The organism is Paraburkholderia oxyphila NBRC 105797 (assembly GCF_000685075.1).
GTDB lineage: Bacteria > Pseudomonadota > Gammaproteobacteria > Burkholderiales > Burkholderiaceae > Paraburkholderia > Paraburkholderia oxyphila.
On record NZ_BAYD01000010.1, the window covers coordinates 48,741 to 73,282 of the forward strand.

At 61.5% G+C, this 24,542-nt stretch carries 20 protein-coding genes and 1 pseudogene; 10 read left to right on the forward strand and 11 right to left on the reverse strand.

Annotated features, from left to right (window positions below; translation table 11 throughout):
• Window positions 1–5: 5 nt before the first annotated feature.
• From phaZ to BO1_RS09125, 5 genes are all read right to left on the reverse strand, one after another.
• Window positions 6–848: a poly(3-hydroxyalkanoate) depolymerase gene (gene phaZ, locus BO1_RS09105; RefSeq protein ID WP_043284257.1), complete on the reverse strand. Its 843-nt coding sequence runs from the start codon at window positions 846–848 to the stop codon at window positions 6–8.
• Between the two features lie 131 nt (window positions 849–979).
• Window positions 980–1,399, reverse strand: a complete 420-nt coding sequence (gene phaP / locus BO1_RS09110) for a phasin family protein (protein WP_028217292.1) — start codon at window positions 1,397–1,399, stop codon at window positions 980–982.
• Window positions 1,400–1,459: 60 nt separating this feature from the next.
• Window positions 1,460–3,166, reverse strand: coding sequence for an alpha/beta fold hydrolase (locus tag BO1_RS09115; RefSeq protein WP_028217293.1), 1,707 nt, complete (start codon window positions 3,164–3,166; stop codon window positions 1,460–1,462).
• Window positions 3,167–3,226: 60 nt separating this feature from the next.
• Window positions 3,227–3,691: a MaoC family dehydratase gene (locus tag BO1_RS09120; RefSeq protein ID WP_028217294.1), complete on the reverse strand. Its 465-nt coding sequence runs from the start codon at window positions 3,689–3,691 to the stop codon at window positions 3,227–3,229.
• A 17-nt stretch (window positions 3,692–3,708) separates the two neighbouring features.
• Window positions 3,709–5,346 (reverse strand): fatty acid--CoA ligase, encoded by a 1,638-nt coding sequence (locus BO1_RS09125; protein WP_028217295.1) that lies wholly within the window; start codon window positions 5,344–5,346, stop codon window positions 3,709–3,711.
• 291 nt (window positions 5,347–5,637) lie between these two features.
• Here BO1_RS09125 and BO1_RS09130 point away from each other — a divergent pair, with 291 nt between their 5' ends.
• From BO1_RS09130 to BO1_RS09145, 4 genes are all read left to right on the forward strand, one after another.
• Window positions 5,638–6,042: a tautomerase family protein gene (locus BO1_RS09130; RefSeq protein ID WP_028217296.1), complete on the forward strand. Its 405-nt coding sequence runs from the start codon at window positions 5,638–5,640 to the stop codon at window positions 6,040–6,042.
• Window positions 6,043–6,095: 53 nt separating this feature from the next.
• Window positions 6,096–6,902: an acetoacetate decarboxylase family protein gene (locus BO1_RS09135; protein WP_028217297.1), complete on the forward strand. Its 807-nt coding sequence runs from the start codon at window positions 6,096–6,098 to the stop codon at window positions 6,900–6,902.
• Between the two features lie 233 nt (window positions 6,903–7,135).
• Window positions 7,136–7,450 carry a hypothetical protein gene (locus BO1_RS09140; protein WP_028217298.1) on the forward strand — a complete coding sequence of 105 codons (315 nt, stop codon included), beginning with the start codon at window positions 7,136–7,138 and terminating at the stop codon, window positions 7,448–7,450.
• Window positions 7,451–7,616: 166 nt separating this feature from the next.
• Window positions 7,617–8,303: a Crp/Fnr family transcriptional regulator gene (locus BO1_RS09145; RefSeq protein WP_028217299.1), complete on the forward strand. Its 687-nt coding sequence runs from the start codon at window positions 7,617–7,619 to the stop codon at window positions 8,301–8,303.
• A 27-nt stretch (window positions 8,304–8,330) separates the two neighbouring features.
• Here BO1_RS09145 and BO1_RS09150 read toward each other — a convergent pair whose 3' ends face one another.
• Entirely contained in the window at window positions 8,331–9,404 is a 1,074-nt protein-coding gene (locus BO1_RS09150) for a porin (protein WP_245643746.1), read from the reverse strand.
• 407 nt (window positions 9,405–9,811) lie between these two features.
• Entirely contained in the window at window positions 9,812–11,947 is a 2,136-nt protein-coding gene (locus BO1_RS09155; protein WP_028217301.1) for an alpha/beta hydrolase fold domain-containing protein, read from the reverse strand.
• A gap of 63 nt (window positions 11,948–12,010) precedes the next feature.
• On the opposite strand from BO1_RS09155, the gene BO1_RS09160 reads away from it, so the two are divergent.
• The 4 genes from BO1_RS09160 to BO1_RS09175 all read left to right on the forward strand — a co-directional run bounded on the left by BO1_RS09160 (window position 12,011) and on the right by BO1_RS09175 (window position 19,529).
• Window positions 12,011–12,688, forward strand: coding sequence for a TetR/AcrR family transcriptional regulator (locus BO1_RS09160; RefSeq protein ID WP_028217302.1), 678 nt, complete (start codon window positions 12,011–12,013; stop codon window positions 12,686–12,688).
• Between the two features lie 201 nt (window positions 12,689–12,889).
• Window positions 12,890–14,455 (forward strand): methyl-accepting chemotaxis protein, encoded by a 1,566-nt coding sequence (locus tag BO1_RS09165; RefSeq protein ID WP_028217303.1) that lies wholly within the window; start codon window positions 12,890–12,892, stop codon window positions 14,453–14,455.
• A 286-nt stretch (window positions 14,456–14,741) separates the two neighbouring features.
• The gene (locus BO1_RS50285) at window positions 14,742–16,046 is read left to right on the forward strand and encodes an acyltransferase family protein (RefSeq protein ID WP_052409404.1); all 1,305 of its coding nucleotides are present in this window, start codon (window positions 14,742–14,744) and stop codon (window positions 16,044–16,046) included.
• 264 nt (window positions 16,047–16,310) lie between these two features.
• Entirely contained in the window at window positions 16,311–19,529 is a 3,219-nt protein-coding gene (locus tag BO1_RS09175) for an AAA family ATPase (RefSeq protein WP_245643747.1), read from the forward strand.
• Between the two features lie 151 nt (window positions 19,530–19,680).
• On the opposite strand, the gene BO1_RS09180 is transcribed toward BO1_RS09175, so the two are convergent.
• From BO1_RS09180 to BO1_RS57245, 3 genes are all read right to left on the reverse strand, one after another.
• On the reverse strand, window positions 19,681–20,913 hold the full coding sequence (locus BO1_RS09180) for an ABC transporter substrate-binding protein (protein WP_028217305.1): 1,233 nt from the start codon (window positions 20,911–20,913) through the stop codon (window positions 19,681–19,683).
• Window positions 20,914–21,020: 107 nt separating this feature from the next.
• Window positions 21,021–21,716: a hypothetical protein gene (locus tag BO1_RS09185; protein WP_028217306.1), complete on the reverse strand. Its 696-nt coding sequence runs from the start codon at window positions 21,714–21,716 to the stop codon at window positions 21,021–21,023.
• A 177-nt stretch (window positions 21,717–21,893) separates the two neighbouring features.
• Entirely contained in the window at window positions 21,894–22,097 is a 204-nt protein-coding gene (locus tag BO1_RS57245; RefSeq protein ID WP_084687844.1) for a hypothetical protein, read from the reverse strand.
• A gap of 316 nt (window positions 22,098–22,413) precedes the next feature.
• Here BO1_RS57245 and BO1_RS61960 point away from each other — a divergent pair, with 316 nt between their 5' ends.
• On the forward strand, window positions 22,414–22,824 hold the full coding sequence (locus tag BO1_RS61960; RefSeq protein WP_084687845.1) for a DUF995 domain-containing protein: 411 nt from the start codon (window positions 22,414–22,416) through the stop codon (window positions 22,822–22,824).
• A gap of 143 nt (window positions 22,825–22,967) precedes the next feature.
• On the opposite strand, the pseudogene BO1_RS50290 reads toward BO1_RS61960, so the two are convergent.
• Window positions 22,968–23,273: pseudogene (locus BO1_RS50290) on the reverse strand (tyrosine-type recombinase/integrase); the annotation flags it as partial.
• Window positions 23,274–23,467: 194 nt separating this feature from the next.
• Between BO1_RS50290 and BO1_RS09200 the strand changes: the two are divergent.
• On the forward strand, window positions 23,468–24,523 hold the full coding sequence (locus BO1_RS09200) for a BKACE family enzyme (protein ID WP_028217307.1): 1,056 nt from the start codon (window positions 23,468–23,470) through the stop codon (window positions 24,521–24,523).
• The last annotated feature ends 19 nt before the right edge of the window (window positions 24,524–24,542 follow it).

Consider the following 24,542-nt stretch of genomic DNA (forward strand, 5'->3'; position numbering starts at 1 on the left):
CGCGCTCAACCCGTCTCCTGCCCGAGAAAGCGCTTCACCAGCGGCGCGACTTCCCGCGCACGCGTGATGAGGAACAGGTGGCCATCGTCGATCACATGCAGCGTGGCTTTGGGTATCCGCGCAGCAAGAATCTTCGCGTTCGTGAGCGGCACGATGGGATCGTCGTTGCCGTGCATGACGAGCGTTGGCTGGCGCAGCGCGCCGAGCCACGGCAGGCTCGTCCACCCCGACGCCGCCAGCAACTGGTAAAGATAGCCGCGGCCGCGCGGCGCCTGAATGTGGCGGCTGTGCTCGTCGAGCAGCGTGGCGTCGCGGCGGTAGGCGCCGCCGTAAATCTCGGCGCCAACCTCCTTCAGATACGCCGGATCGGTGTAGCGGCGCGGGCCGACCAGCTTCGCCAGCACGGACAGCCGCGCCGGCACCATGATCACGCCCGGCGAGGTGGCCGCGAGAATCAGCTTGCGGCAGCGGCGCGGGTAAAGATGCGCGAACTGCTGCGCGAGCGCACCGCCCCACGACACGCCGAGCACATCGACCGGCCCTGCGTAGCCGAGCCGCGTCAGCAACTTCTCGGAGAGCACCGCGAGCGTCGAGAAGCGGTAGGGAATCAGTGGAGCGGGCGAGCCGCCCACGCCGGGCACATCGAAGACGATCACGGTCACGTCGTCGAGCGCGGCAACGAACGGCTCGACCAGTTCGAGATTCGCGCCGATGCCGTTGAATAGCAGCAGCGGCACGCCATCGTCACGGCCGCGGCGGACCCCGACGCGCAGCAACTGGCCGTCCAGATCGAGCGTCTGGATTTGCATGACTTCGACCACCTCCGGGCTTGTTTGTATGTCGTTCATCCGGTCGTTTCCCCTGCCAGGACGTTCTGTGATGGTAGGTAATCGCACGTGGCGGGCACGCGATGGGCACATAGTGGCGCGCCATGTCACGTGATGGCCCGCCACGGCGGCTGCTCGGCGGGCCCGCAAGATCACTTCTTGACTTGCACGAGCGCCTTGACTTCCTCGACATGCTCGGCAAAGCGCTTCGTCACGACCGCGATGCTGTCGGTCTGAGCGCGATACGCCGCGTCCGCCAGCTCCTGCATGTCGATGAAGGCTTTTTGCAGCGCATTCTTCACGTCTTCGCCTGCGCTCAGGCCAACGCTCTCCGGCTTCGTCAGCCGCGAGACCAGCGATTGCAGCTCGCCCATCTTCGCGCGGAAAATGTCCACCTGCTTCTGGCTGACTTGCTGCACGCCCGCGAGCGCGGTCATGTTGGCCTCGGCAAGCGCCTCGACGTCCTTACGGCGCGATTCGAGAAATGCCGCAACGTCCACGCCCGGAAGCTTGAACTGCGTAATGAGTTTCGTGTACTCGGCAAAGATGCCGCTGGGGTTCGTCGATACCATGTCTGGATCTCCTGATTGAAAGTAAAAGATAAAAATTCGCGTTCGGCGCTGAGCGTGCCGTCACGCTTCCAGAACGTACGTTCCGGGCGCTGCGGCAAGGGCCGGATGCCGTTCGCTGCCCGGTGCGGCCGGCGCTGCTCGCTTGACTCCTGAGCGCTCCACCAGCCAGTCGCGCCAGTTGGCCCACCACGAGTCTTTCTCGGTTTGCGCAGCGCTCAGCCATGCATCGGCATCCGCGGGCAGCGCGGGATTGAGGAAGTACTTCGCCTTGGGATTGCCCGGCGGATTGATGAGGCTCTGGATATGGCCGCTCGAGCTCAGCACGAAGCGCGTATTGCCGCCAAACTGGCGCGCCGTGCCATACACGCCCTTCCACGGCGTGATGTGGTCGGTGATGCCCGCCACCACGTACTTGTCGCACGTGACTTGCGAGAGGTCGACCGGCGTTCCCAGCACCGTCAGCGCACCCGGCCGGCTGAACAGGTTCTCGGTGAAAATATCGAGCAGCTGGCCATGGAATTTCGCCGGCAGCCGCGTCGTGTCGTTGTTCCAGTAAAGCACGTCGAACGCGGGCGGCGCGTTGCCCATCAGATAGTTGTTGACCCAGTAGTTCCAGACCAGATCGTTGGGGCGCATCCACGCGAAGATGCGGCCCATCTCCTCGCCCGCCAGCACGCCGCGTGCGATGCTGTGCTGCTTGGCCGCCGCAACGGCTTCGGGCGTGGCAAAGAGGCCAAGCTGCGAGTCGGCGGAATTGTCGAGCACGGCCACCATCAGCGTGGTCGCGTTGACCGTCTTTTCACCCCGGCTCGCGAGATGCCCGAGCAGCGCGGAAATCGTCATCGCGCCGGAGCAGGCGCCGTGCACGTTGACGTCCTCGCTGCCGGTGATCTCGCGCACGGCCGTGATCGCTTCCATGAGCGCGCTCACATAGGTGTCGAGATCCCAATGGCTGTGCGCGCTAGTCGGATTGCGCCAGCTCACGACGAAGGTCTGGAGCCCGTTCTGGACCAGATAGTCGACGATGCTCTTGCCCTCGGCCAGGTCGAAGACATAGAACTTGTTGATCTGGGGCGGCACGATCAGCTGGGGCCGGCTATAGACCTCGGTGGTTGCCGACGAATATTGAATCAGCTCGAGCAATTCATTGCGAAAGACCACCGCCCCCTTGGACGTGCCCAGGTTCTTGCCCACTTCGAACGCCGTCTTGTTCACCTGCGCCGGCATGCCCTGATTCTTGAGCATGTCGTTGACAGCATTGTTCAAGCCATCGAGCAGGCTCATGCCGCCCGAATCCACGACCTTCTTCAATGCGGCCGGATTGCCGAGCAAGGTGTTGGTGGGCGAGGCCGCATCGGTGAAGAGCGAGGCCACGAACTTCGCGCGCTCCTTCGTGTTCGCGTCGAGCCCCGAGCGCTCGACGAAGCCGGCGATCGAATCGCGCCAGGCGAGATAGCCGCGCATCGTCATGCTATAGATCGGGTTCTGCTGCCACGCCGTATCGGCGAAGCGCTTGTCGCCTTGCGGCGGCGCGCTTTTCGCGTGCCCCGTGACGATGCCCAGCATATCGCGGGCGAGCGTCATTTCCTGCTCCATCACGAGCGCGGGCTGACGCATCGCCTGGGCGCCGATCTGCTGCACGGTGGCCAGCACATCGCAGGGCCGCAGGCCAACGAATGGGTTCGGGCCCGGGAGCGCTTGCTCGACCGAAGCGGCAAACGCATTCGCGCTCTCGCTTTGCCGGGGGGTTTCAGTGACGACTGCCATGGGGTGCTCCTCGAGTATGTCTTCAGCTTCGTACGATCGGGTACGCAGCCAGGGCCTTGTTCACGCGATCAGCATCGCGAGCGTCTGGGCGATCAAGGCGGGCTTGTCCTCGCCCTCGATCTCCAGCGTATTCGTCGTGTTGATCAAAATGCGCCCACCGCCCTTGTTCTCCACCGATGCGAGCGTGACGCGGTTACGCACGCGCGCGCCCGCTTTCACCGGCGTCATGAAGCGGACCTTGTCGAGGCCATAGTTCAGTCCCGCCGAAGCGTCCTTGGGGACGATGCCGATTTCCATCGCGAGGCTCGCGAGCAGCGACAAGCTCAGATAGCCGTGCGCGATGGTGCCGCCGAAAGGGCTTTCGCGTTGTGCGCGCTCGACATCGACATGAATCCATTGCCGGTCGCCGGTGCAGGCGGCAAACGCATCGATGCGCGCCTGATCCACGACCACCCAGTCCGACACGCCCAGTTCCCGGCCCACGAAATCGCCGAGGGTGCCGATGCTGTAGTTCTCCATACTCATGCTCCTGACTCGCTCACTCAGACGAACTGCTCGCGCAGTCCCTTCTTGTTGATCTTGCCGACGCTCGTCTTGGGCAGCGCTTCGACGAATTTCACGACTTGCGGCACCGCGTATTTAGAAATCTTTCCGGATTCACTGAACGAGTGCACATGGCGCTTGATGTCATCCTCGTTGACGGCCGCGCCCTCTTTGAGCACGACCAGCGCAACCGGCCGCTCGCCCCACTTCTCGTCCTTGATGCCGATGACGGCCACTTCGGAGACGCCCTCGTGCTGCGAGATCAGGCTCTCGACTTCGACCGACGAAACCCACTCGCCGCCCGACTTGATGACGTCCTTCAGTCGGTCGGTAATCTGCACGTTGCCGGTTGGATCGATGCTGGCGATGTCCTGCGTGTGGAGATAGCCGCCGGCCCAGAGTTGCGCGCTGGCGTCCGGGTTGTTCAGATAGCCCTGCGTGAGCCACGGCGCACGCGCGACGATCTCACCCGTGGCTTTGCCGTCGCGTGCGAGATCGGCCATGCTGTCGTCCACCACACGGAGGTCGACGAGCGGGACCGGGAAGCCGGTCTTGCAGCGCAGGCGAACCTGCTCGTCGGCGTCCAGGGCTTCGGCGCCGGGCGGCAGTTGCGCGAGGCTCAGCACCGGGCAGGTCTCGGACATGCCGTAGCCGGCGAACACGTCGATGCCGCGCTCGAGCGCCGCCTGGGCCAGGCCGATCGGCAAGGCGCTGCCGCCAATGATGACCTTCCACTTGCTGAAGTCGGTCTCCTTGCCTTGCGGGCACGTGAGCAGCATGTGCAGGATCGTGCCGACGCAATGCGAAAAGGTGACGCCTTCGTCCTCGATCAGTTTCACGAGTCGCTCCGGCACATAGCGGCCCGGGTAGACCTGCTTCACGCCCATCACCGTGGCGATATAAGGCATGCCCCACGCGTGCACATGGAACATCGGCGTGAGCGGCATATACACGTCGCCGCGATGAAAGCGCTGGCCGGAAACGGGGCTCGCAAGCGCCGCCATCAGCGTGAGCGTGTGCAGCACCAGTTGCCGATGCGAAAAGTAGACGCCCTTCGGCAGGCCGGTCGTGCCGGTGGTGTAGAACGTGGTCGCGCGGGTGTTCTCGTCGAAATCCGGAAACGCGTAGCTCGTGCTGCTCGCGGCGAGCATCGCCTCGTACTCGTTTGCAAACGCAATGCTGTGCGCGGGGGCTTCGCTGCCCGGTTCGTCGATCCAGATGAACGTGCGCACCTTCTCCAGTTGGTCCTTGATCTGCTCGACCACCGGAATGAAGTCGGTATGAACGAGCAGGACTTCGGCGCCCGCGTGGTTGATCGTCCAGGCGATTTCGGCCGGGGAAAGACGCACATTGACGGTCTGCAGGACCGCGCCCATCATCGGGACCGCAAAATAGCTTTCGAGGTAGCGGTGGCTGTCCCAATCCATGACCGCGACGGTGGTGCCATGTTGCACGCCGTGCTGGCTCAGGCCGTTAGCGAGTTGCGCAATGCGCTCGCGCAGCGTCGCGTACGTCATCCGGACCTGACCCCGGTAGACGATTTCCTGGTCCTGCGCCTGCGCAAAAGGCGTATGCAATAGCTGCTTGATCAGCAGCGGGTAGGCGTAGGCACTCGCCGTCTGCACGTCTTCCGACATCGATATCTCCTTGACTTTCCGAAATGGATCGCTCGCACGCCGGAGGGGTGTTCTAGTTCTGGTTCTGGTTCTGGCAGCGGGCCGTTGACTCAATCATGCGGATATCGGAGGGGCGGCAATATCCCCTGAATGGGGGAGCGCGGTGTGAAACGGGTGAAAACGCCCCCCGCCGATGATTTAGAAATCTCATCACAACAATTCGCTCCGATTGTTGGACGCGATCGGCCCGACGCCTAAGATTGGGCGCAGCGATCACCCAACAGCACCCAACATCACCAAACGGAGCTATTCATGCCGATGACCCATGTGTCGATGCGCAAGGGCAAACCCGCGCCATTCCGCACCGCCGTTCTCGAGGGCATTCACGCCTCGCTGCACGAGGCGCTGGGTGTGCACCCCGAAGCGTTCTTCATGACGATCACCGAACACGACGAAGCCAACTTCCTCGCCAACGAGACGTTCCCGTTCAAGCGGAGCCCCGACCTGCTGCTGATTCAAATCACGCTGACCGCGGGCCGCAACGCAGACGACAAGAAGCGCTTCTACGAGCACCTCGTGAAGACGCTGCAGGCCAACCCCGGCGTGGATCCCGCGGACGTCTTCATCAACATCATCGAAGTGGCCGCGGAGAACTGGTCGCCGGGCAACGGGCTGGCCGGCCGCAACGCCGCCATCCCGGCTCCTTCCGCAAGCTGACGCCATTCAGCCATCCGCCCTCCAGTCCCCATCCATTTCAATACGGAATCCTTATGAATAAGCCCTACGCCGTTCCGCTTTCGCCCCGTGGCCTTTCGAGCATCGCGCCCCCGCCGCCCTGGCACTATGCCGGCGACTTCATCCTCGTCGAATTCTGGGCCGACCCGGCAGCCGCAGCCGCGGTGCTCCCCAAGGGCCTGAGCCTCGATCCCGCGTCTCCCGGCCACGCAACCGCCCTCTTCATCGACTGGCAATTCACCGGCAGCAACGATGAAATGCTCGATCCGGCGCGCTATCAGTACCGCGAGTTCTTCGTTCTCGTCGACGCCCTTCATGAGGGCAAGCCCGTTTCCTTTTGCCCGTATATCTTCGTGGACAACGATTCGGCCATGATGCGCGGGCTGATCCAGGGCTTCCCGAAGCGTTACGGCCAGATCCATCAAACGCGCACGTTCGCCGCGCTGAGCCCGGCAGCGGCGCCCGTCACAGCGGGTACGCGTTTCGCCGCGACGGCCTCGGCCGCGGGGCAACGGCTGGCCCACGCCGAGGTCAAGCTCGAGGCGGCGGTTCAGGACGTCTCGAAGCTCGGCATCGCCGGTCGACCGGTGGTCAATCAGCGTTACTTTCCGCGCCTCGCCGCCGGTCAGCACGACACGCCCGCGGTGAACGAACTCGTTCTCTCCATCATGGACAACGCGCAGATCGCCGACGTGTGGGCAGGCGAAGGCAAGCTGACCTTCCCATTCGCGCAGGGAGAGGAAATTGCGGATCTCCAACCTGTGCGCGTGGGCGCCGGCTTCCGCGGCTCCATGGCCTATAGCGTGACGGATCTGAAAACGCTGGTCGATCATACGAAGTAAGGCTGCGGCACCGCCAACGCGTATTTGCAGCTTGACCTATACTTTTTGAAGTGCTTCAGGAAATCGGGTCAGTAGGTGTTTTCCATTGCACTTGGTATCGAGCCGTCACGTGGCCAAGGGCGCCAGTAAGTCGTTGCGTCAGGCGTACCGGCCACAGTGATTGCTCAATTCATGGTCTAGCAGGCGGCGATCGGCTGCGTCGAGATTCCAGCCCAATTCTGGAGGAACGCATCATGCACAAGACAATCGGCACATTAGTCGCGGCTGCGGCCGCACTCGCGCTTTCGGGCGTTGCTTACGCACAGAACAACACACTAGCGACGCCGACCACCAAATCGCCGGCCGCAGCGGCGCCGGCGCCGTCCAATTCGACGAGCGGCTACGGCATGCCTGGCTCCACCAACTCGGACAGCGGCATGGGCACCGGCTCGGCGAACTCGGGCATGCAGGACAACATGAGCAATAGCGCAGCACCCGGCGCCGCCGCGTATGGGACCAACAACACGCTGGCCACCCCGAGCACCAAGTCGCCGGCGGCCGGCCAATAATTGCGTCCATCCGCAATTCGCGTCCGTCGCAAGCAAGGCCGCTGTTCTCGCGAACAGCGGCCCTTTGTTTCTCCGCGTCTTTCGCGGCATTTGGCGCGATGATAGGCGCACTGCGTATCCATCCGGCAACGTGCTTCCGTATTGCTATGTTTTTTGATTGCTTCTCATGGCACACATAACCGACACGTCCGAAGCAATGCGGACGAACCAGTGGTTCAGCGCGTTGCCCCCGCAAGAGCAAGAGGCGTTGATTCGCAAAAGCGAGTCGATCACGCTCCGCCCCGGCGAATATCTGTTCCGTCGCGGCGATGCACCCACGGGCTTTTACGGCATCAAGAGCGGCCGGCTCAAAGCCTTCACCCTGCGCGAAGACGGCAGGGAGGCCATCCTGGCCGTGATCGAAGCGGGCAACTGGTTTGGGCAGACCTCGCTCACGAACCGCCAGCCTCGCCCGCGCGACGTCGTCGCGCTCGATCGCTCGACACTCTTCGTGGTCCGCACGGCCGCCTTCGAGGAACTGATGCAGAGCACCGTGTTCGTGCGCGCGATTGCCGAGTTGCAGTCGATCCACATGCACTGGCTCTATCGCATGGTGGAAGACGCCACGCTGCATTCGACGCGCGCGCGCATCGCGCGCCGCCTGCTGCTGCTCGCTTCGGGCGACGTCACCGTGGCGCCGCAGTGCCGCCACGACGTGAGCCTCTCGCAGGACACCCTGGCGATGATGCTGGGCATCACGCGCCAGACACTCTCGCTGGAACTCAAGGCGATGGCGGAAAAAGGCGCGATCACGCTCAAGTACGGACGCATCGAAATCTGTTCGCAGGAACTGCTTGCGTCGTTCCAGGAATAGCCGGGATCGCGCCGTGAACCCCGCAGGCTAGAACAAATGCCGCAAGCCTGCCGTCACGCCGAGCTGCGTGGTGCCGAAAGCGGAGCTCACTGCATTGACGCCCTGGAACTGCGCACCCACCATGCCGCCTCGGTACAGCGAATAATCGACTTCCAGATACGTATCCGTGCGCTTCGACCAGTTGTAGTCCGCGAGCAACTGGAACTGTGTCGCGTTGCCATCCGCGGGCTGCGTCTTGCCGGTCTGGGTCGTGCGCCATACGTTGGCCGAAAGATGGGTCGCAAAGCCGATCTGCTGCGTCACGCCCCCATAGAACATCTGCCGCTGGCTGAACGTGTTGAATTTCAGCGCCGTCAATGCGGGCTCGGAGAACGGCCCGTTGGGGAAATTGCCGACAAAGCCGGCGTCCTCGCGATTGACCGCCCAGCCCGCCGTCACGGTCGTCGAGCCGAACGTGTAGGTCCCGCCGGCGGTCCACGATTTGAGGTGCGCCGATGAGTTCACCGCATCGCGCGAGTCGAGATAGGCCGCGGCGAGAGTCAGCGGCGCGGCCGGCAAATAGAGAATGGACGCGCCAATCTGGCTGCCCGCGCCAAACTGGCCCGCGTTGCCGCCAAATGCGTACGAGACCTCGGCCGTGAGGTATTGCCAGCGCGCGGCGTACTTGACCATGTTGCTCGTCCACACGCCCTGGGCCATCATGACTTCGGGCCGGAACTGATAGAACGTCGGCAGCCAGCGGTTCGTCACATAGGCGCTGAGCACGGCGTCGGAAAGCGGATTGAGCTGGCGCCCCATCGTGAGCTTGCCGAAGGTGTTCGATTGCAGGCCCACAAAGGCCGTATTGAAGAACGGATAAGCCGGATCGGTCGCCCCCGAGTTCGGAAAGAAGCGGTCCTCCATATTGAACACCACCTTCGTGCCGCCCCCGATATCCTCCACGCCCTTGATGCCGAAATAGCTCTCGCTTGCGCCGCTCTCCATCTGGAACTGCGAATCACCCGCCGGATTCGCGTGCGTCGTATAGCGCACGCCGGCATCAACAAGTCCGTAAAGCGTCACCGACGATTGCGCGAATACCGGCACGGAATACAGCGTCACCGTTGAAATGACGCCGGCTAGCAATCCCGTCTTTCCCGGGCCGCGCAATATCGATTTACGCGCGCGCGATCCAGGCAATCTCCTTACCTTCCTCATGAAATGACTCCATCTTATGGTTATGTCGTACTCCAAAACATATGAATCACATCAATGGCTTTTTGGGCCTGCCCGCTTCAGTCGCGTTTGAAGTCCCGCTGCCTGGCGAGGCGCGTCTTCCGACCTGAGCGTCCTTGATGGTTTTCCCGTCTCCTGGCGTGAGCGTTGCGCCCACGACGATACTTTGCACGGGAAAAAAAGCACGGACAGTCAGAAAATTTACATTTGCAGATTCGGCTAGCCGGCACCGGGAACGGCGAACGCGCTCGCCCAAGCCGCGCCGGGCACAGACCCGGCGCGGCTGCCGTCCATCATTTGCGCAGCAGCTTGCGGCTCCACAGGCCGATTTCCTCCAGCGTGGCGGCCGACTCGGGCAAGAACGGGAACAGCGTGAAGACGTGGACCGAATCGTCCACCATCTTCAACGTCACATTCGCGCCCGCCGCCGTGGCCCGCTCCGCGAAGCGCGTCGTGTCGCTTTCCAGCACCTCGCCGCGCACGGCGGCGAGATACACCGGCGGAAGATCCGCGAGATCGGCAAAGAGCGGCGACACCATCGGATCGGTCGGCTCGTGGCCCTGGAAGTAGGACGCTACGAGGTTGGCCAGCGTCTCGCGGTTCGCGGCCGGGTCGTCGCCCGAGTTCGCCAGAATCGTGGGGCCCTCGAGCGTGAGGTCGGTCATCGGGCAGATGGCGATCACGCCCGCCGGCAACGGCAGGCCCGCGCGGCGCAACGCGGCCGCCAGCGCGAGCGCGAGCCCGCCCCCGGACGACTCGCCGCTCAGGAAGACCGTGGCAGGATCCACGCCCGTTGCGAGCAGGCCGCGCCAGGCACTGAATGCATCGTCGATGGCCGCCGGATACGGATGCTCGGGCGCGAGGCGATAGTCGGCCGTGTAACACGGGCCGTTCAGCGCGCGCGACAGACGGCTCGCGTATTCGACCGAGCTCTGCGCCGACCCGAGCACGTAGCCGCCGCCATGGAAATGCAGGACGGTGGCGCCTCGCCCGGCGCCGGCGCCGGCGGCCGTCACCCGCAAGGTGCTCACGCCATCGAGATCGACCGGGCTCACCTCGGTGCTGGCCGGCGCGGGGAACTGCGTGAGCAGGAAGCGCTCGTAGGCCGCGCGTTGCCCACGGTCGCCGCGCGCGACGTCGTCGGGCGTGAACAAGCCTTTCCAGAGATCGAAGGCGCGCTGGCTTTCGGCGCGCGCCATGCGCTTGCCTTCGCGCGCCGCGCTCAGCCCCACGACCTCGCCCGGCGGCAGTTTGGCCGCCTCGAGAATATCGTGGCCCCACGCGAACGACCACGAAATCTCGGCCAGCGGATCGATGCGCGAGAGCCCCTTCAGGCGCCCGTTGCGCTGACGCACGCGCGCCTCATCGGGCTCGTGCGCCCAGTCGACCACGTAGCGCGCCCCGGCCTGGATACGCCGCGTGCGCGGCTGGCGCCGGGCTTCGTATTCGGTGAGCGCGACCTGCACGCCAGCCTTGCCGTGCTTGTCGAGGCAGCTCGCGAGCACCCAGGCGTCTTCGATCGACTGGCAGGCGCCTTGCGCGAGATACGGCACCATCGCATGCGCGGCGTCGCCGAGCAGCGCGATCCGGCCAACCGCCCAATTCTCGATCGGATCGCGGTGATACATGCCCGTGATGAAGGCCGAGTCCACTTCGTCCAGCATCCGCTGGACGGTCGGCTCGCAGCCTTCGAACGAGCGGCGTAGCTGATTGACGTCGCCCGACTGCGTCCACGACTCGCGGCTCACTTCGGTGGCCGGCACCGAGGCGAGAATGCTGTAGAGGTCCTTGCGCACCCAGTACGAAACGATATTGCGGCCGATGCCGAACCAGTTGTTCCCCGCCACCGGCAGATCGAGCCCCTTGAGCCGCTCCGCGGGAATCAGCGAGCGCCACATCAGGATGTTCGCAAACTGCTTCTCCTCCGGCCCCCGCAGGGCCGTGCGCACGGCCGAGTGAATGCCGTCCGCGCCTATCACCACGTCGCCGCGAATCACCTCGCCGCTCTTGAGCGTGACCCAGGCGCTGTCCGCGTCCTGCGAGACCGATTCGCACTCCGCGCCCAGCCGCACCACGCCGGGCGGCAGCGCTTTCGCGAGCAGGTCGATCAGATCGGCGCGGTGGACGTTGTAGAGCAGCGCGCCATAACGCGCGACGGCCGCCTCGCCGAGCGGGGCGTAATAGAGGCGCCGGCCCGTCGACAACTCGAGGTAGTCGAAGCCCGACGGCACCGTGGCAATGCTCGCCAGCGCGGGCTCGAGGCCCAGCTCGCGCAGCACGATGGTGCCGTTGGCGGCGATCTGCACCCCCGCCCCCACCTCGGTCAATTGCGGGGCACGCTCCAGTACAATCGGCTCGATTCCGTGGCGCAGCAGCGCCAGAGCGGTTGTGAGGCCGCCAATGCCGCCTCCAGCGATAACAACTTTCATGCTAAGTTTCTCCTACCGGGTTAGTTAACCCAGTGTAGTTAGTTATCTCGATACGGTAAAGTAATGACCACACCAGGAAAAACCCTTCGTTCGGATGGCGCCGAGACGCGAACGCGCCTGAAAGAGGAAGCCCAGCGGCTGTTCGCGCTGCGAGGACTCGACGGCGTGTCGGTCCAGGACATCATTTCGGCGGCGGGACAGCGCAATAGCGCCTCACTGCGCTACTACTTCGGGAACAAGCAGGAGCTCGCGCGCGAATTGATCGTCGACGGCGCGCGCCTGATCGACGAGGATCGCCAGGCGCGGGTCGACCGGCTGGAAGCAGAGGGAGGGATGACGGTGCGCGCGGTATTGGGCGCGCTACTGATGCCGATGTTCGATCTGGCCGATCGGACGGGCCAGGCGACTTACATCCGCATGATCGCCAATCTGCAGTTGAACAACCGCGCGTTCCTGCGCGAGGCGCTGGAAAACAAGTGGAACGTGGGCTATCAGCGCTGCAACGCGCTGCTGCGTGACCTGCTGCCCCAGCTTCCGCCGGCCATCATCGACCACCGGCTCTCGCTCGTGGGCATCTATGGCAATGCCGCGCTGGCGGCGTGGGAGGCGAGCCGCGACGGTGGCGAGCCGGGGCGGCTCTGGTCGCCCGGCTATGCGGTGTCCAGCTTGATGGACAGCTTCGAGAACGTGCTCGTGTCGGAGCCTTCGGAGGAGACGCGCGCGTTGCTGGATGGGTCGTGAGGCAGACGTATTTCCAGTAAATCTCCCCTGTCGCAATCGTGTATATCCGCGTCGCGTGACGATAAAACCTTCCCATCCGCCCGGCCGTTAACGCGTTCGTAAGCGAGGATCGCCACGCATTGTGCGGCGGCGCCCGTCTTGCGTCGATCCGCAAACCACATCGGCCGCTGGCCTTGCCCAGCCATGGCAAAGGGAACGCACATGCGAAAACAACTCACGATACGCGGCGGGCTCTTTGCGACCATCGCCGCCTATACGGCGCTGCTCGTGCTCGTGGTGGGCGCGTGCATCGCCGGCCTTTACGTGAGCAATGGTTCGCTCGAGGCCATGTACCGCGACGACACCGCGTCGCTCTTGCACCTGAAGACCAGCTCCGAGCGCATGCTCGTCCTGCGTGAGCGCCTGAGCGACGTCGCACAGATCATCAGCGCCGGCCAGTCCGCCAAAGCCGAGATCGCCGAGCTCCATACCCTGCTTGCGCAGAGCAACGATGAACTGGAGGCCTACTCGCGCCTGCACCCGCGCGACGCCGATGAACAGGCCCTCTTCGAAACGCTGCAGAAAAACCGCCAGGCGCTGCTTGACCAGGTCTTCCTGAAGGCGATGTCACAGCTCGACCACGACGACGCATTCAATTTCCTCGACACGCAGCGGGCTGCGCCGCCAGCGCTTTTCGTCGCGTACCAGAACGCGATCGGCGCGCTCGAAACGTTCCAGGTCGCACGTGAAAAGGCCCGCTTCGATGCTGCCGCTGCGCATTTCCAACGGATCGTCTGGGGGATGGCCGCAGTGGCCGCGCTCGCGGTCGTGCTCGGCTTGATCGCCCAGCGCAAGCTCGCGAAGGCGATCGTCGAGCCGATCAATCTGGCTGTCGAGCACTTCGAAAGAATCGCGAAAGGCGATTTGACGGGCACTGTGGTGACGTCCCGCGAGAACGAGATGGCCTGGCTATTGAACGCCCTCAAGCAGATGCAGTCCGGCCTGATCGGCACCGTGAGCCAGGTGCGCGCGAGCACGCAGACGATCGTCGGCGACGTCCGCGTGATCGCGAGCGGCAATGTCGACCTCTCCGCGCGCACCGAGCAACAGTCGGCATCGCTGCAGCAGGCCGCGGCGAGCATCGAGCAATTGACCGCGGCAGTGAGCCAGAATGCGGCCAACGCCCGCGACGCACGCAGTTATGTCGAGGGCGCGGCCGGCATTGCGACGCGTGGCAAGGAGGCCATGCAGCGCGTCGTCGAGACGATGTCGGCAATCTCGGAGAGTTCCGCGCGGATCTCGGGCATCGTCGGCGTCATTGAGAGCATTGCGTTTCAGACCAACATTCTCGCGTTGAACGCGGCCGTCGAGGCTGCGCGCGCGGGCGAGCAAGGACGCGGCTTCGCAGTGGTCGCGACGGAGGTTCGCGGGCTCGCGCAGCGCTGCGGGTCGGCCGCGAAGGAAATCAAGGCATTGATCGGGAACGCCGGGCGGCGCGTAGAAGACGGCAACGGCCTCGTCGCGCTCGCGGGCTCGACGATGGTCGAGCTCGTTACCGCGGTCGAGCGCGTGAACGCGATCATCAGCGACATCAGCGTGGCGTCCGCAGAGCAGTCTGCAGGCATCGAGCAGGTGAACGCGACGGTCACGCAAATGGAACAGACGATGCAGCGCAATACCGCGCTGGTCGAGGAGGCGGCGGCCGTCGCGCTCTCGCTCGAGGAACAGAGCGCGAGGCTCAATGAAGCGGTGGCGCAGTTCCGGCTTCGCGAAGAGGCATTGGCTTGAGGCGGTCGGCAGGCGATCGGCCTTATGCAAAGCCCTTTCAGTTAGCAAACTCGCAATCGTATGGTCCTCGAAAGCCACAACCTGAAAGTTGAGCCAGTAGCTGAGAAGTTACGGTTGTGATGTAACAAGGTATGAAACCGTACAGACTGCACATTTTATAACGACAAAATCTTGCAATGCAGTCGTGTCTCACCAAGCTTTCACGTAGAAATATTTTGTCACGAAAATGAAAGCGGCGGGCGGTTGCGAGACCAACGCATTAGCCCGCTACGCTAAGGAAATAAAGATGAAGAAAATGCTTCCTGGCCTGGACGTTCTGCGTTTTTTTCTTGCATGCTATCTGGTTCTGTACCACACGCTCTATTATTACGCGGAGGCCAACGCGATGCCACTGGCTCAAGTGTTTAGATTCGGCGGCTGTGCGACCAGTATCTTTTTTATCTTATCCGGATTCATTCTGTCGCATGTTTACGTTGGAACGAGGCGCGGTGAAAGCATAACCATTTCCCCATCGATATTTTTTATCAATCGGTTCACCAATCTTTATCCCATACACATTATTACGTTACTGCTGGCAATTGCATTGATGGCCGTGAGTTCTCACCCATATGACGTTGAAATGAATAAGCTTGGTTCTGCACCTGGGATGATACACGCCATGAGCGCCGCGGAAGTCGAAGTCAATGCGGTTTTGCAAGTTCTGTTACTTCAGGCATGGAATCCTTTTTATTTGGCATTCAACGTTCCGGCGTGGTCCTTGTCGGCGCTGTTTTTCTTCTATTTGTTCTTTCCGATACTCGCCCCCCGCCTGGTCTCCATGCGTCGCAAGTGGACGATGCTAATTGCAATGTGGGCTGCCTGCCTTCTCCCAGCGATCATCATTGTCGCGAACCGCTGGTATGGAGTGTGGGCGATAGGGATGCTCCATAATAATCCACTGCTGCGTCTTCCGGAATTTCTGGCGGGCATTCTCGCATACGGCATATTCGCCGGACACGCTGAGCAGATCACGGGGTTCGTCGCACGCAACCGGCGCATCGTGATACTCACGCTAGCAGCATTTTACGTTGGCGCCGCTTATCTGTTCGCGGATGCTCCGCAATCCTGGGAGGTGCTCCTCCATAACGGTGCAATTTTGCCCGCGCAAATCGCCTTGATATTCGTTGCCGCCAGCGTGCTACAAGGTGCCTCGGCGCGTGCTGCCAGATGGGCCAGGCGGCTCGGAAACGCTTCTTTGTCTATCTTCGCTCTGCAAATACCGCTTTTTACTTTATTTCTGAAAGTTCAGAAGGCGTTGGAAATTCCGTACCCGCTTCTGTCCTGCTTTCATCGATTTCATTTATGCGCCGACGCGGCACGTATAATGCCGCTGCATTTTTCGGCCTATCCGGCCTATCTCGTCATGATTCTCTTTGCGTCGGTTCTTCTCCAGGAAAAGGTTATCGTGCCTCTTAGGGAACCCTTGCGTCGCATGTTGACGCGTCTGTGGGGTGCACCATTGCCACCCAAGAGGCCCTCGCCTTCCAATCCAGGGACGTTGCAACGTGTCGTGCTCGGCGCCAATGAGGATCACACAACCTCCAAGGTATGAGGATTTGCGAACGGCTCAACCTGGGGAATGCCGCTATCGCAATTGCAGGCCGCAGTAATCGCAATGGCATTGCCGCCGGGTGGGTCCGTGTCCGAAGCGGTTCCTCTGTTGCTGATCGCAGCTCAACTGCCGAACGGCCTTGGGTGACGAGTGGGCGTCCGCTGCCCGGTCGCGGAGTCGCCATGCGCGGAACAAATATTTTTCCTACCATTGCATGAGGCAGCCGACCTCGGGAGGCAAGCGGTGGGAAGCATTGGAGAGTGGTTGGCATCACTCGGCTTGTCCGAGTATGTTCAGCTCTTTGCCGAGAATGGTATCGATAAGTCGGTCCTTCGCGATCTAACGGACCAGGATCTCAAGGATCTTGGCGTCTTGCTTGGGCATCGCCGAAAAATGCTGCGCGCGATCGCCCAACTTGGCGAAAGCGCCGTTGCTCCGACCATGGCCACGCACCTGGCACGCGAGGACGCGGACCGACGCCAGCTCACCGTCATGTTTTGCGACCTCGTCGGCTCGACTGCCCTCTCGAAGCGGCTCGATCCGGAAGACATGCGGAAGATCCTCGGCGCCTATTACCGGGGTTGCGCCGATGTCATTACCAAGGCTGGTGGCTTCATTGCCCAGTACTTGGGTGATGGTGTGCTGGCCTATTTTGGATATCCTCAGGCGCATGAGGACGATGCGGAGCGGGCTGTACGTGCTGGACTGACGCTGGTGCGAACCATCGGCAAACTCGATTCCGGGGTCGACGAAAATCTGCGCGTGCGGATAGGGATTGCTACCGGTGAAGTGGTAGTCGGAGATCTCACAGGTGACGGCGAAGCCCAGGAGCGTGGCGTCGTCGGCGAGACGCCCAATCTCGCTGCCCGGCTGCAGACCTTGGCCGAGGCCGGAGCGGTGGTGATTTCTACGAGCACGCAGCGGCTTACCGGCGCGCTGTTTGACTATCGCGACATGGGGCTGGGCACCGTGAAGGGTTTTGACGACCCACTACAGGTTTGGCAAGTGCTCGGCCCCAGCGGGGTCGAAAGCCGCTCCGAGGCGTTGCACGCGACCACGTTGACGCCCATTGTCGGACGCGACGAAGAAATCGAACTGTTGCTCCGCCGATGGCATCAGGCGAAAAATGGCGAGGGGCAGGTTGTGCTGCTTTCGGGCGAGCCGGGTATCGGAAAATCGCGGCTGACCACCGCTCTTGAAGAGCGGCTCCAATTCGAGCCGAACGCCCGCTTGCGGTATTTCTGCTCGCGCCACCATCAAGACAGCGCCTTCTATCCGTTCATTTCCCAGTTCGAGCGTGCGGCCGGTTTGCGGCGGGACGATACCGCTGAACAACGCCTCGACAAGCTTGAGGCGGTGCTTGCGTTCGCCGCCGACAATTTGCGCGAAGCGGCTCCGCTGGTGGCGGCGTTGCTATCGATCTCGACGGAAAGTCGATACTCAGCACTCAACCTCACGCCCCAACAGTACAAGGATAAGACGCTTAGCACGATAATTGCGCAAATCGAAGGCCTCGCAAAGCGCCAGCCGCTGCTGATATTGTTCGAAGATGTGCAGTGGGCCGACCCCAGCTCGCTCGAAGCGCTGGACCATCTTGTCGATCATATTGCAACCCTGCGTGTCCTGCTGATTGTGACCTTCCGGCCCGAGTTCGCCTCTCCGTGGATCGGCCGCCCAGGGGTGATGCTCCTTACTCTCAATCGTCTGCACCCTCGGCAACGTGCCGAGATGATCGGGCGGATAGCCCTCGGCAAGGCACTGCCGAAAGAGGTTACAGACCGGATCATCGAGCATACGGATGGAATACCGCTATTTGTCGAGGAACTGACCAAGACCGTGCTGGAGAGCGGCGTACTGCGCGAGCAGAACGGGCGCTACGTCCTCGATGGTCCGCTGCCACCACTGGCAATCCCGATGACGCTGCACGCTTCGCTGATGGCGCGTCTCGATCGCCTGGCCCCGGCGCGGGATATAGCACAAATTGCCGCTGCAATCGGCCGGCGATTTTCTTATGAGCTCATCAGCGCGGTCGCGTCGATGCCCAAGGAGCGCCTCGACGAAGCATTGGATCATCTCGTCAGTGCCGAGCTGGTTTTTCGGCACGGGGCCCCACCGGATGCGGAATACACCTTCAAGCACGCCCTGGTGCAAGACGCCGCGTACGGCTCCTTGCTGCGGGACAGGCGACAGCAACTGCATGCCCGCATCGCAATGGCGCTCGAGAATCATTTTTTTGACGTAGCGGAGCAACAACCGGAAATCCTGGCTGAACACTGCGCCCAGGCCGGATTGACGGAAAAGGCGGCCCGGCTGTGGTGGCGTGCCGGTCACAATACTGCAAAACGCGCCGCTCATCGCGAGGCGTCGGTCTTGTTCGAGAAAGCCCTGAGTGCCTACGCGGACCTGCCGTCCTCAGCCGCGATACAAGGTGAAATCATCGACATCCGATGGGAACTTAATCACTCGCTGTATCCGCTCGGAGAATTGGCACGTGACCGGGCGAATCTGGAGAACGCGAAACAGCTTGCCGAAGGACTTGGCGACGAGGTACGCATATCGCGCGTTCTATCAAGATTGGCTTTCACGCTCGGTTCGTTAGGCGATTTGGTCGGTGCCGTCGAGGCAGGCGAACGCGCCCTGGCGTTGGCGGAGCGGCGAAACGACCCCGATGCGAAGGCATGGGCTGCCATGATGATGGCAAGGTCACGGTATGGCCGCGGAGACTATGAACGCGCGATGGTTCATGCTCGACAGGCGCTAGATCTCCTCGATGAAAGCCAGGGCCTCGGCTCCCATGAGGCTTACGCAAGATTCACGCGCGTCAACGCTCGTATCTGGTTGGTACTGTGTCTTGCCGAGCTCGGCCGATTCGACGAGGCTGCCGTCCTTGGGCAGGAGGCGACCGACCTGGCCCGAGGGATGAATGAGCCAGAGGAGCTGATCTTTGCTGGTCACGGTGTCGGACGGATGCACCTTATTCAAGGCAATCCCGACGTCGCTGTTGGGGCACTTGAGCCAGCACTGGCCATGTGCAAGAGCGCTGAGTTTCCAATCTACGTTCCCCGGATAGCCTCCTGTCTGGGGGCGGCGTATGCCTCACTGGGCCGGACCGATGAGGCACTGGTTTTGCTGGAAGAGGCAGTTCGCCAAGCGACGGCGAGTAATTTAACGTTCGGACAGTCGCTAGTGCTCTCAATTTTCGGTCGGGTGTGCCAGCTCGCTGGTCGACAAGATGAAGCCATCACTCACGCACATGACGCCATTGATCTTGCTCGAGCCTCCGGCGAACGAGGCAACGAAGCCTGGGCCTGGTGCCTGTTGGGGGACCTTGTCTCGGACCGCAACGCTACCCCACCTCGGATCGAGGAAGCTCACAAACACTATCGCGTGGCGTTGACGATCGCCCAAGACCTTGGAATGCTTCCGTTGCGGGCACAGTGCCTGAACGGACTTTCTCGGCTGCAAAAAGATCGACGGCAATGAAGCATTGGCCGAGCAACACGTAGCAGAGGCCAGCTCGCTTTGCCGGGAAACGGGCATGAAACCCCATGGTCTGGTAGAACCTCATTTCGCCTCGCACCGTTCGCCGCGAACCGTTCGCGCGCTGGCATCTCGATTACCCGAGTCGCATTACTTACTTTCCTAGCGCCTGGTTTGCCTTTTCGGCTGCCGCGTTCAGTGCCGCGGCGGGTTGAGCCTTTCCCAGGTAGACGGATTGCATAGCATCCGACACTGCCTTCCCGATGTCTTCCCACCCAGCGACAGTCGGTGCGAAGCGCGCGTTCGGCAACAATGCGATGAACGCCTTGGTGTCTGGGCTATTGAATGCCGGATCGCTGGCTTCGGCCTTCGTCGTGGGCAGAAAGCCTTCCGACTTCGAGAATTCGACGCGCGGGCCCTTTGTGAAGAGGAAATCCAGAAACTTCCAGGCGCTCTTCTTGACCCTGGAGTTCTTGAACATCATGATTGAATCGGTCACCGCATAGGTGGCTTGCGTCGTTCCGGTCGGAATGGGATCGATACCGTACTTCAGATTTGGCGCCTCCTTCGCGATCTGCTTCGACAGGACAGGCAAGGAGATAACCATCGCCACACGCCCCTGCTTGAACAGGTTCTGTACGCCTTCACGGCTATACCCGGTGACCCCCGGTTCGGTCAGACGTTCGTCTATCATCGTTTGATACATCGTTGCGGCCTTCACGCCGGCCTGCGAATTGAAAGCAGCCTTGCCGTCCTTGCCGATCACGTCTCCGCCGTAGCTCCAGAGTCCATAATAGAAATAAACATCCGTCTCGATCTCTTTGCCTTGAAGACCAAAGCCGGCGATTCCCATTGCTTTCAGCTTCCTGGACGCATCGATTACGTCGCTCCAGGTCTTCGGACCATTCGGATAACCCACTTTCGAAAGCAGGTCCTTGTTGTAGTACAGGGCGCGTGTTGAAGCAGCGATCGGCAAGCCATACACCTTGCCCTTGATTTCACCCGGCGTCAGCATCTGGCCAATGAAGCGGTCCTTGAAGCTCGTGTCCATGTAGCCATCAAGGGGCTCGGCGACGTCGTCGCTCACGAAGTCCAGCAACCAGCGGGTACCGACGATCGCCAGGTCCGAGTTCGCGCCACCGATGATGTCCGTCTGGAGCTTCTGTTGCAGCGTGTCCCAATTGACTTCTTCGATCTTGATCGTCGTACCAGGGTTAGCTTTCTCGAACTCCTGAGCCATCTTGTTGAAGTAGGGGCCGGTTGCGTCACTGTAGTGCGAAACGGTGATCCGGACCGTGTCGGCGTGTACCGTTACTGCCATACCTGCAAACGCAAGCGCTACGGCAATCTTGCCCAGCGCGATTGACACACCTGCTTGCAAAGACATCTCCGATCTCCTGCGGGTCAGCCAGGGTCGCCGGCCGCGGGTTGCTTTTTGTCTCTTGTGAGAACGCTGGCACTAGCGTTATTCGGTGCTTGCAGAGTCCCCATCCATCAGGGCGCAAGTTTGAACGCAGCCAATTCGATGTTATGGGTCTCAGCCTGGTTATTGAGGTACAACGTGTAAACCTCCTTAATGATTTTCTTTACACTGGGCGCATACCAATAGGTCGCGCTGAATGGCGCACTGTACAGGCGATCAAGCTGCTTTGCATTCGTCCCCCGGCTCTCTATTTTGTAGGCGTCAAATGATCCCGCAGGGACCTGAACGCGCCCGAATGCAACAACTTCGGCGTGCCCGCTCACGTCAAGGGTTCCGGACGTGAAACGCCGGACATGATGAAAGTCCCAACTTTTTCCGACCGTCATTGGAAAGCTAAGGTATCCGTTGCTTGGTTCATACGTTGTCCCGTTACCATCTCGCGTCATGTTTGCCTGATTGTCGTAATCTATTTCTTTTGGGGGGGCACCGTTCCACGAAGACGACAACGTCGTTTGTTTCTCCGTGACTGCTACCACCCTCAGAACAAGGGGGGTTCCGGGCTTGGAGTCGGCTCTTTCCCATAGAAGTGTCCACGTGTCCCCAACCTTGTAGATCGGGGCAGCAGTCGTGGGCGCACTTGGCGTAGTGGGCGCACTTGCTGGCTCTTGAGCCACGACGGGGCTTGTCAGGCAGCCGAGCAGCATTGCGGCATAGCAAGACGGCTTCACAAACATCGACAGGTATGCCGCCACGACGAGCGTTCTCATGGGGTAACCTCCTGGCCGGCAAAACATGCGAACACCCAAAGGCAGCGGCGCCATGGCGTCCAGGCCAAGCGCACGACCATGTTCCCTCGGACGTCGCTGCAGTTTCGTGCCCTATCAAACATACTCAAAGTGTTCGCGCATGGCCAACAACGGGTGATCTCGTGCCAGTTCCGGCGGCTACTTCTGGAGCGGCTGCGCAAGATTGCGAACGATCTCCTTCAGCGCGGACAGCACGCCGCCAGGAAACATCTGCGCGAGATTCATCATGTCGCCCGGCGTCGAGCTTAGCCCACCGGTTGCATAGGCATTGACGGATTCCTGATACTGCGTGCTGTTGGCTGAGCAGGGGCGCGCCGCGCCAGCGCAAACTGAATGGGTCATGTCGCCCCGTTTGAGTCAGCCAAACAAAATTGTTGATTGTCCGCTTCGCGGTTGAATAGAGTCGACGAGATTCGAGCTATAGAGAAATGTGCGTCAGCGCACATCCAAAGTCTGGAGATACGTCAAGTATCGTAATCTGACACAGACGAAGGTTCCTCTTTGCCCGGATCGTTGGGCGACCTTCGTGATATGCGAAGGGAATCTGCCCGCCCTCTTCCCGGTGGGTCTCAAACCCGGTGTCACCACGGAGTGCGTCGAAACCAGAGCAACACGGGAATCGCGTAGCTCCATCTCCGGTGCATTGGAGGTGTCGGCCATGAGAACACACCATCAGACAGCTTTGGCGTTCTTGGTATTGGCGGCATGCGTCTCCGCATTTGCTGAAGACACTCAGCCACTATCGGTTGATGAACTTCGCCAGATACTGCCAGGTGCAACCGTTCAGGTTACCTACGAAAGCGGAAATTCCGTTCGCTGGACCAATGAGGCGGACGGCACGCTCGAAGCGACTTGGCGTAACGGTCCAGAAAGTGGCGACAGTCACCACCACAGTATGGTTGGCCGCGGTACATGGCGCGTTTCCGATGAGGGCAAATTTTGTGCTCGCATTGAATGGCCCAAAAACGTCACTGACTGGTGCAGATCTGTGCTCAAGTCGGATGACGGCACATACGCCCTTGCTTCGCAGAGCGGCGCCCCGAGTTGGAAAATGGTTGTCTCACGGTAGCTTCATGTTGAGGCTAGCACATCAAAGCGGCAACACGCGGAGTCTTTCTGGTAGCCGCTTTTGGAGCGGCTGCTGACACCTGTGAGTCTCACTCGAGCGTCCCTTCCTGGCCGGCAAGCGACCGCTCACCGGCCTGCTCGCTGTCAAACTTCAGTTTGTTCCGCCATTTCAAGGGCGTCGTCGACCTCTACGCCGAGGTAGCGAACCGTGCTCTCAAGCTTGCTATGGCCGAGCAACGACTGCACAGCTCGAAGGTTCTTCGTGCGACGGTAAATCAACGGGGCCTTTGTGCGACGCATCGTGTGCGTGCCATACGCCGTGTCGTCGAGCCCGATGGAGGCGACCCACCGGTGGACCAGCCGCGAATACTGCCTCGTCGAGATATGTGGAGACGCATGCACACGACGCGGGGAGAGATAGTCGCCTGGCTTCAGCCGCCGAGCCCCGATAGATCTTCATCTGGCGAAGCGTCGCTGTACGCGGACGCATCGTCGCGCCCATAGAGGGTTAAGCCTGATCCCCAGAATGACAAAATGATAAATTGGAGTGACAAGATGATAAATTCAAAAAAATCATAGTCTTTAAAGTGTTTCCAACGGATCGCCCCTGTGCGAAAGACCATCACTCACGTTGGAGACACCCAATGAATTTTCTTGACGACAGCCTTTTTCCCGAACACCAGGAAAAACTCGTGATCCAGGTGGCCCCCTACGGCCCGCAATGGCTTCCGAGCGATTCGGACGATATTCCCGTCAGCATGGACGCGCAGATCCAGAAGGCGGTGGACTGCTACAACGCTGGCGCCACCGTGCTTCACGTCCACGTCCGTGAGGAAGACGGGAAGGGTTCGAAACGGCTGTCGAAATTCAACGAAATGCTGGGTCTGCTGCGCGAAGCGGTGCCCAATATGGTGCTGCAGGTTGGCGGGTCGATCTCGTTCGCGCCGGAAGGCGAGGGACAGGAGGCGCAATGGCTCGATTACGATACGCGCCACATGCTCGCCGAGCTCGATCCGAAACCCGACCAGGTCACCATCACGATCAACTCCAGCCAGATGAACATCTGCGAGCTGCTGAGCGCAGATGACGTCGCCGGTACGATCCTGGAGAAGCCGGAATATTTCAACGCCTACTCAGAAATGGTGGTCGATGCGAAGCCGTCGTTTTTCATCGAGCATCTTCGCCGCCTTCACCGTTCGGGCATCCAACCGCATTTCATGCTCGGTCACGTGCATCAGCTTGAAAGCGTCGAGCGTCTGATTCGCCGCGGCCTGTACACCGGTCCGCTGATCCTCAACTACGTCGCAATTGGCGGCGGCGCGGCAGGGCTGCATCCGGCCGACCTGATCGAATTCGCGCGCCGCACGCCCGATGGTGCGGTACTCACCATCGAGAGCGCCATGCGTGCCGTGCTGCCGATGAATGCCATTGCCATCGCGATGGGGTTGCATGTTCGCGTGGGCATCGAAGACAACCTCTGGGGCCGCAAGGGAGAGCGCATGACGTCGGTACAGCAGATCGAGCAGACGGTGCGGCTCGCGCGCGAACTGGGCCGTGACATCGCGACCGGCGCGGACGCGAAGCGCATCTACCGTATCGGCGAGTGGTACGACAGCGCCGACGAAACCATTGCGGCGCTCGGCATGGCGCCCAACCGCAAGCCGGCGCAGCGCGGCTTCACCGTGCCAGGCCACGCCTGAGCCCCTTCGCGTATTGATC

Bases quoted from the DNA above. Each gene is read 5' to 3' on its own strand.
- BO1_RS09200 (WP_028217307.1), top strand. From the start codon at position 23,468: ATGAATTTTCTTGACGACAGCCTTTTTCCCGAACACCAGGAAAAACTC.
- BO1_RS09135 (WP_028217297.1), top strand. From the start codon at position 6,096: ATGAATAAGCCCTACGCCGTTCCGCTTTCGCCCCGTGGCCTTTCGAGC.
- BO1_RS57245 (WP_084687844.1), bottom strand. From the start codon at position 22,097: ATGACCCATTCAGTTTGCGCTGGCGCGGCGCGCCCCTGCTCAGCCAAC.
- phaZ (WP_043284257.1), bottom strand. From the start codon at position 848: ATGAACGACATACAAACAAGCCCGGAGGTGGTCGAAGTCATGCAAATC.
- BO1_RS09120 (WP_028217294.1), bottom strand. From the start codon at position 3,691: ATGAGTATGGAGAACTACAGCATCGGCACCCTCGGCGATTTCGTGGGC.
- BO1_RS09180 (WP_028217305.1), bottom strand. From the start codon at position 20,913: ATGTCTTTGCAAGCAGGTGTGTCAATCGCGCTGGGCAAGATTGCCGTA.
- BO1_RS61960 (WP_084687845.1), top strand. From the start codon at position 22,414: ATGAGAACACACCATCAGACAGCTTTGGCGTTCTTGGTATTGGCGGCA.
- BO1_RS09140 (WP_028217298.1), top strand. From the start codon at position 7,136: ATGCACAAGACAATCGGCACATTAGTCGCGGCTGCGGCCGCACTCGCG.
- BO1_RS09155 (WP_028217301.1), bottom strand. From the start codon at position 11,947: ATGAAAGTTGTTATCGCTGGAGGCGGCATTGGCGGCCTCACAACCGCT.
- BO1_RS09160 (WP_028217302.1), top strand. From the start codon at position 12,011: ATGACCACACCAGGAAAAACCCTTCGTTCGGATGGCGCCGAGACGCGA.
- phaP (WP_028217292.1), bottom strand. From the start codon at position 1,399: ATGGTATCGACGAACCCCAGCGGCATCTTTGCCGAGTACACGAAACTC.
- BO1_RS50285 (WP_052409404.1), top strand. From the start codon at position 14,742: ATGAAGAAAATGCTTCCTGGCCTGGACGTTCTGCGTTTTTTTCTTGCA.
- BO1_RS09115 (WP_028217293.1), bottom strand. From the start codon at position 3,166: ATGGCAGTCGTCACTGAAACCCCCCGGCAAAGCGAGAGCGCGAATGCG.
- BO1_RS09145 (WP_028217299.1), top strand. From the start codon at position 7,617: ATGGCACACATAACCGACACGTCCGAAGCAATGCGGACGAACCAGTGG.
- BO1_RS09130 (WP_028217296.1), top strand. From the start codon at position 5,638: ATGCCGATGACCCATGTGTCGATGCGCAAGGGCAAACCCGCGCCATTC.
- BO1_RS09185 (WP_028217306.1), bottom strand. From the start codon at position 21,716: ATGAGAACGCTCGTCGTGGCGGCATACCTGTCGATGTTTGTGAAGCCG.
- BO1_RS09165 (WP_028217303.1), top strand. From the start codon at position 12,890: ATGCGAAAACAACTCACGATACGCGGCGGGCTCTTTGCGACCATCGCC.
- BO1_RS09125 (WP_028217295.1), bottom strand. From the start codon at position 5,346: ATGTCGGAAGACGTGCAGACGGCGAGTGCCTACGCCTACCCGCTGCTG.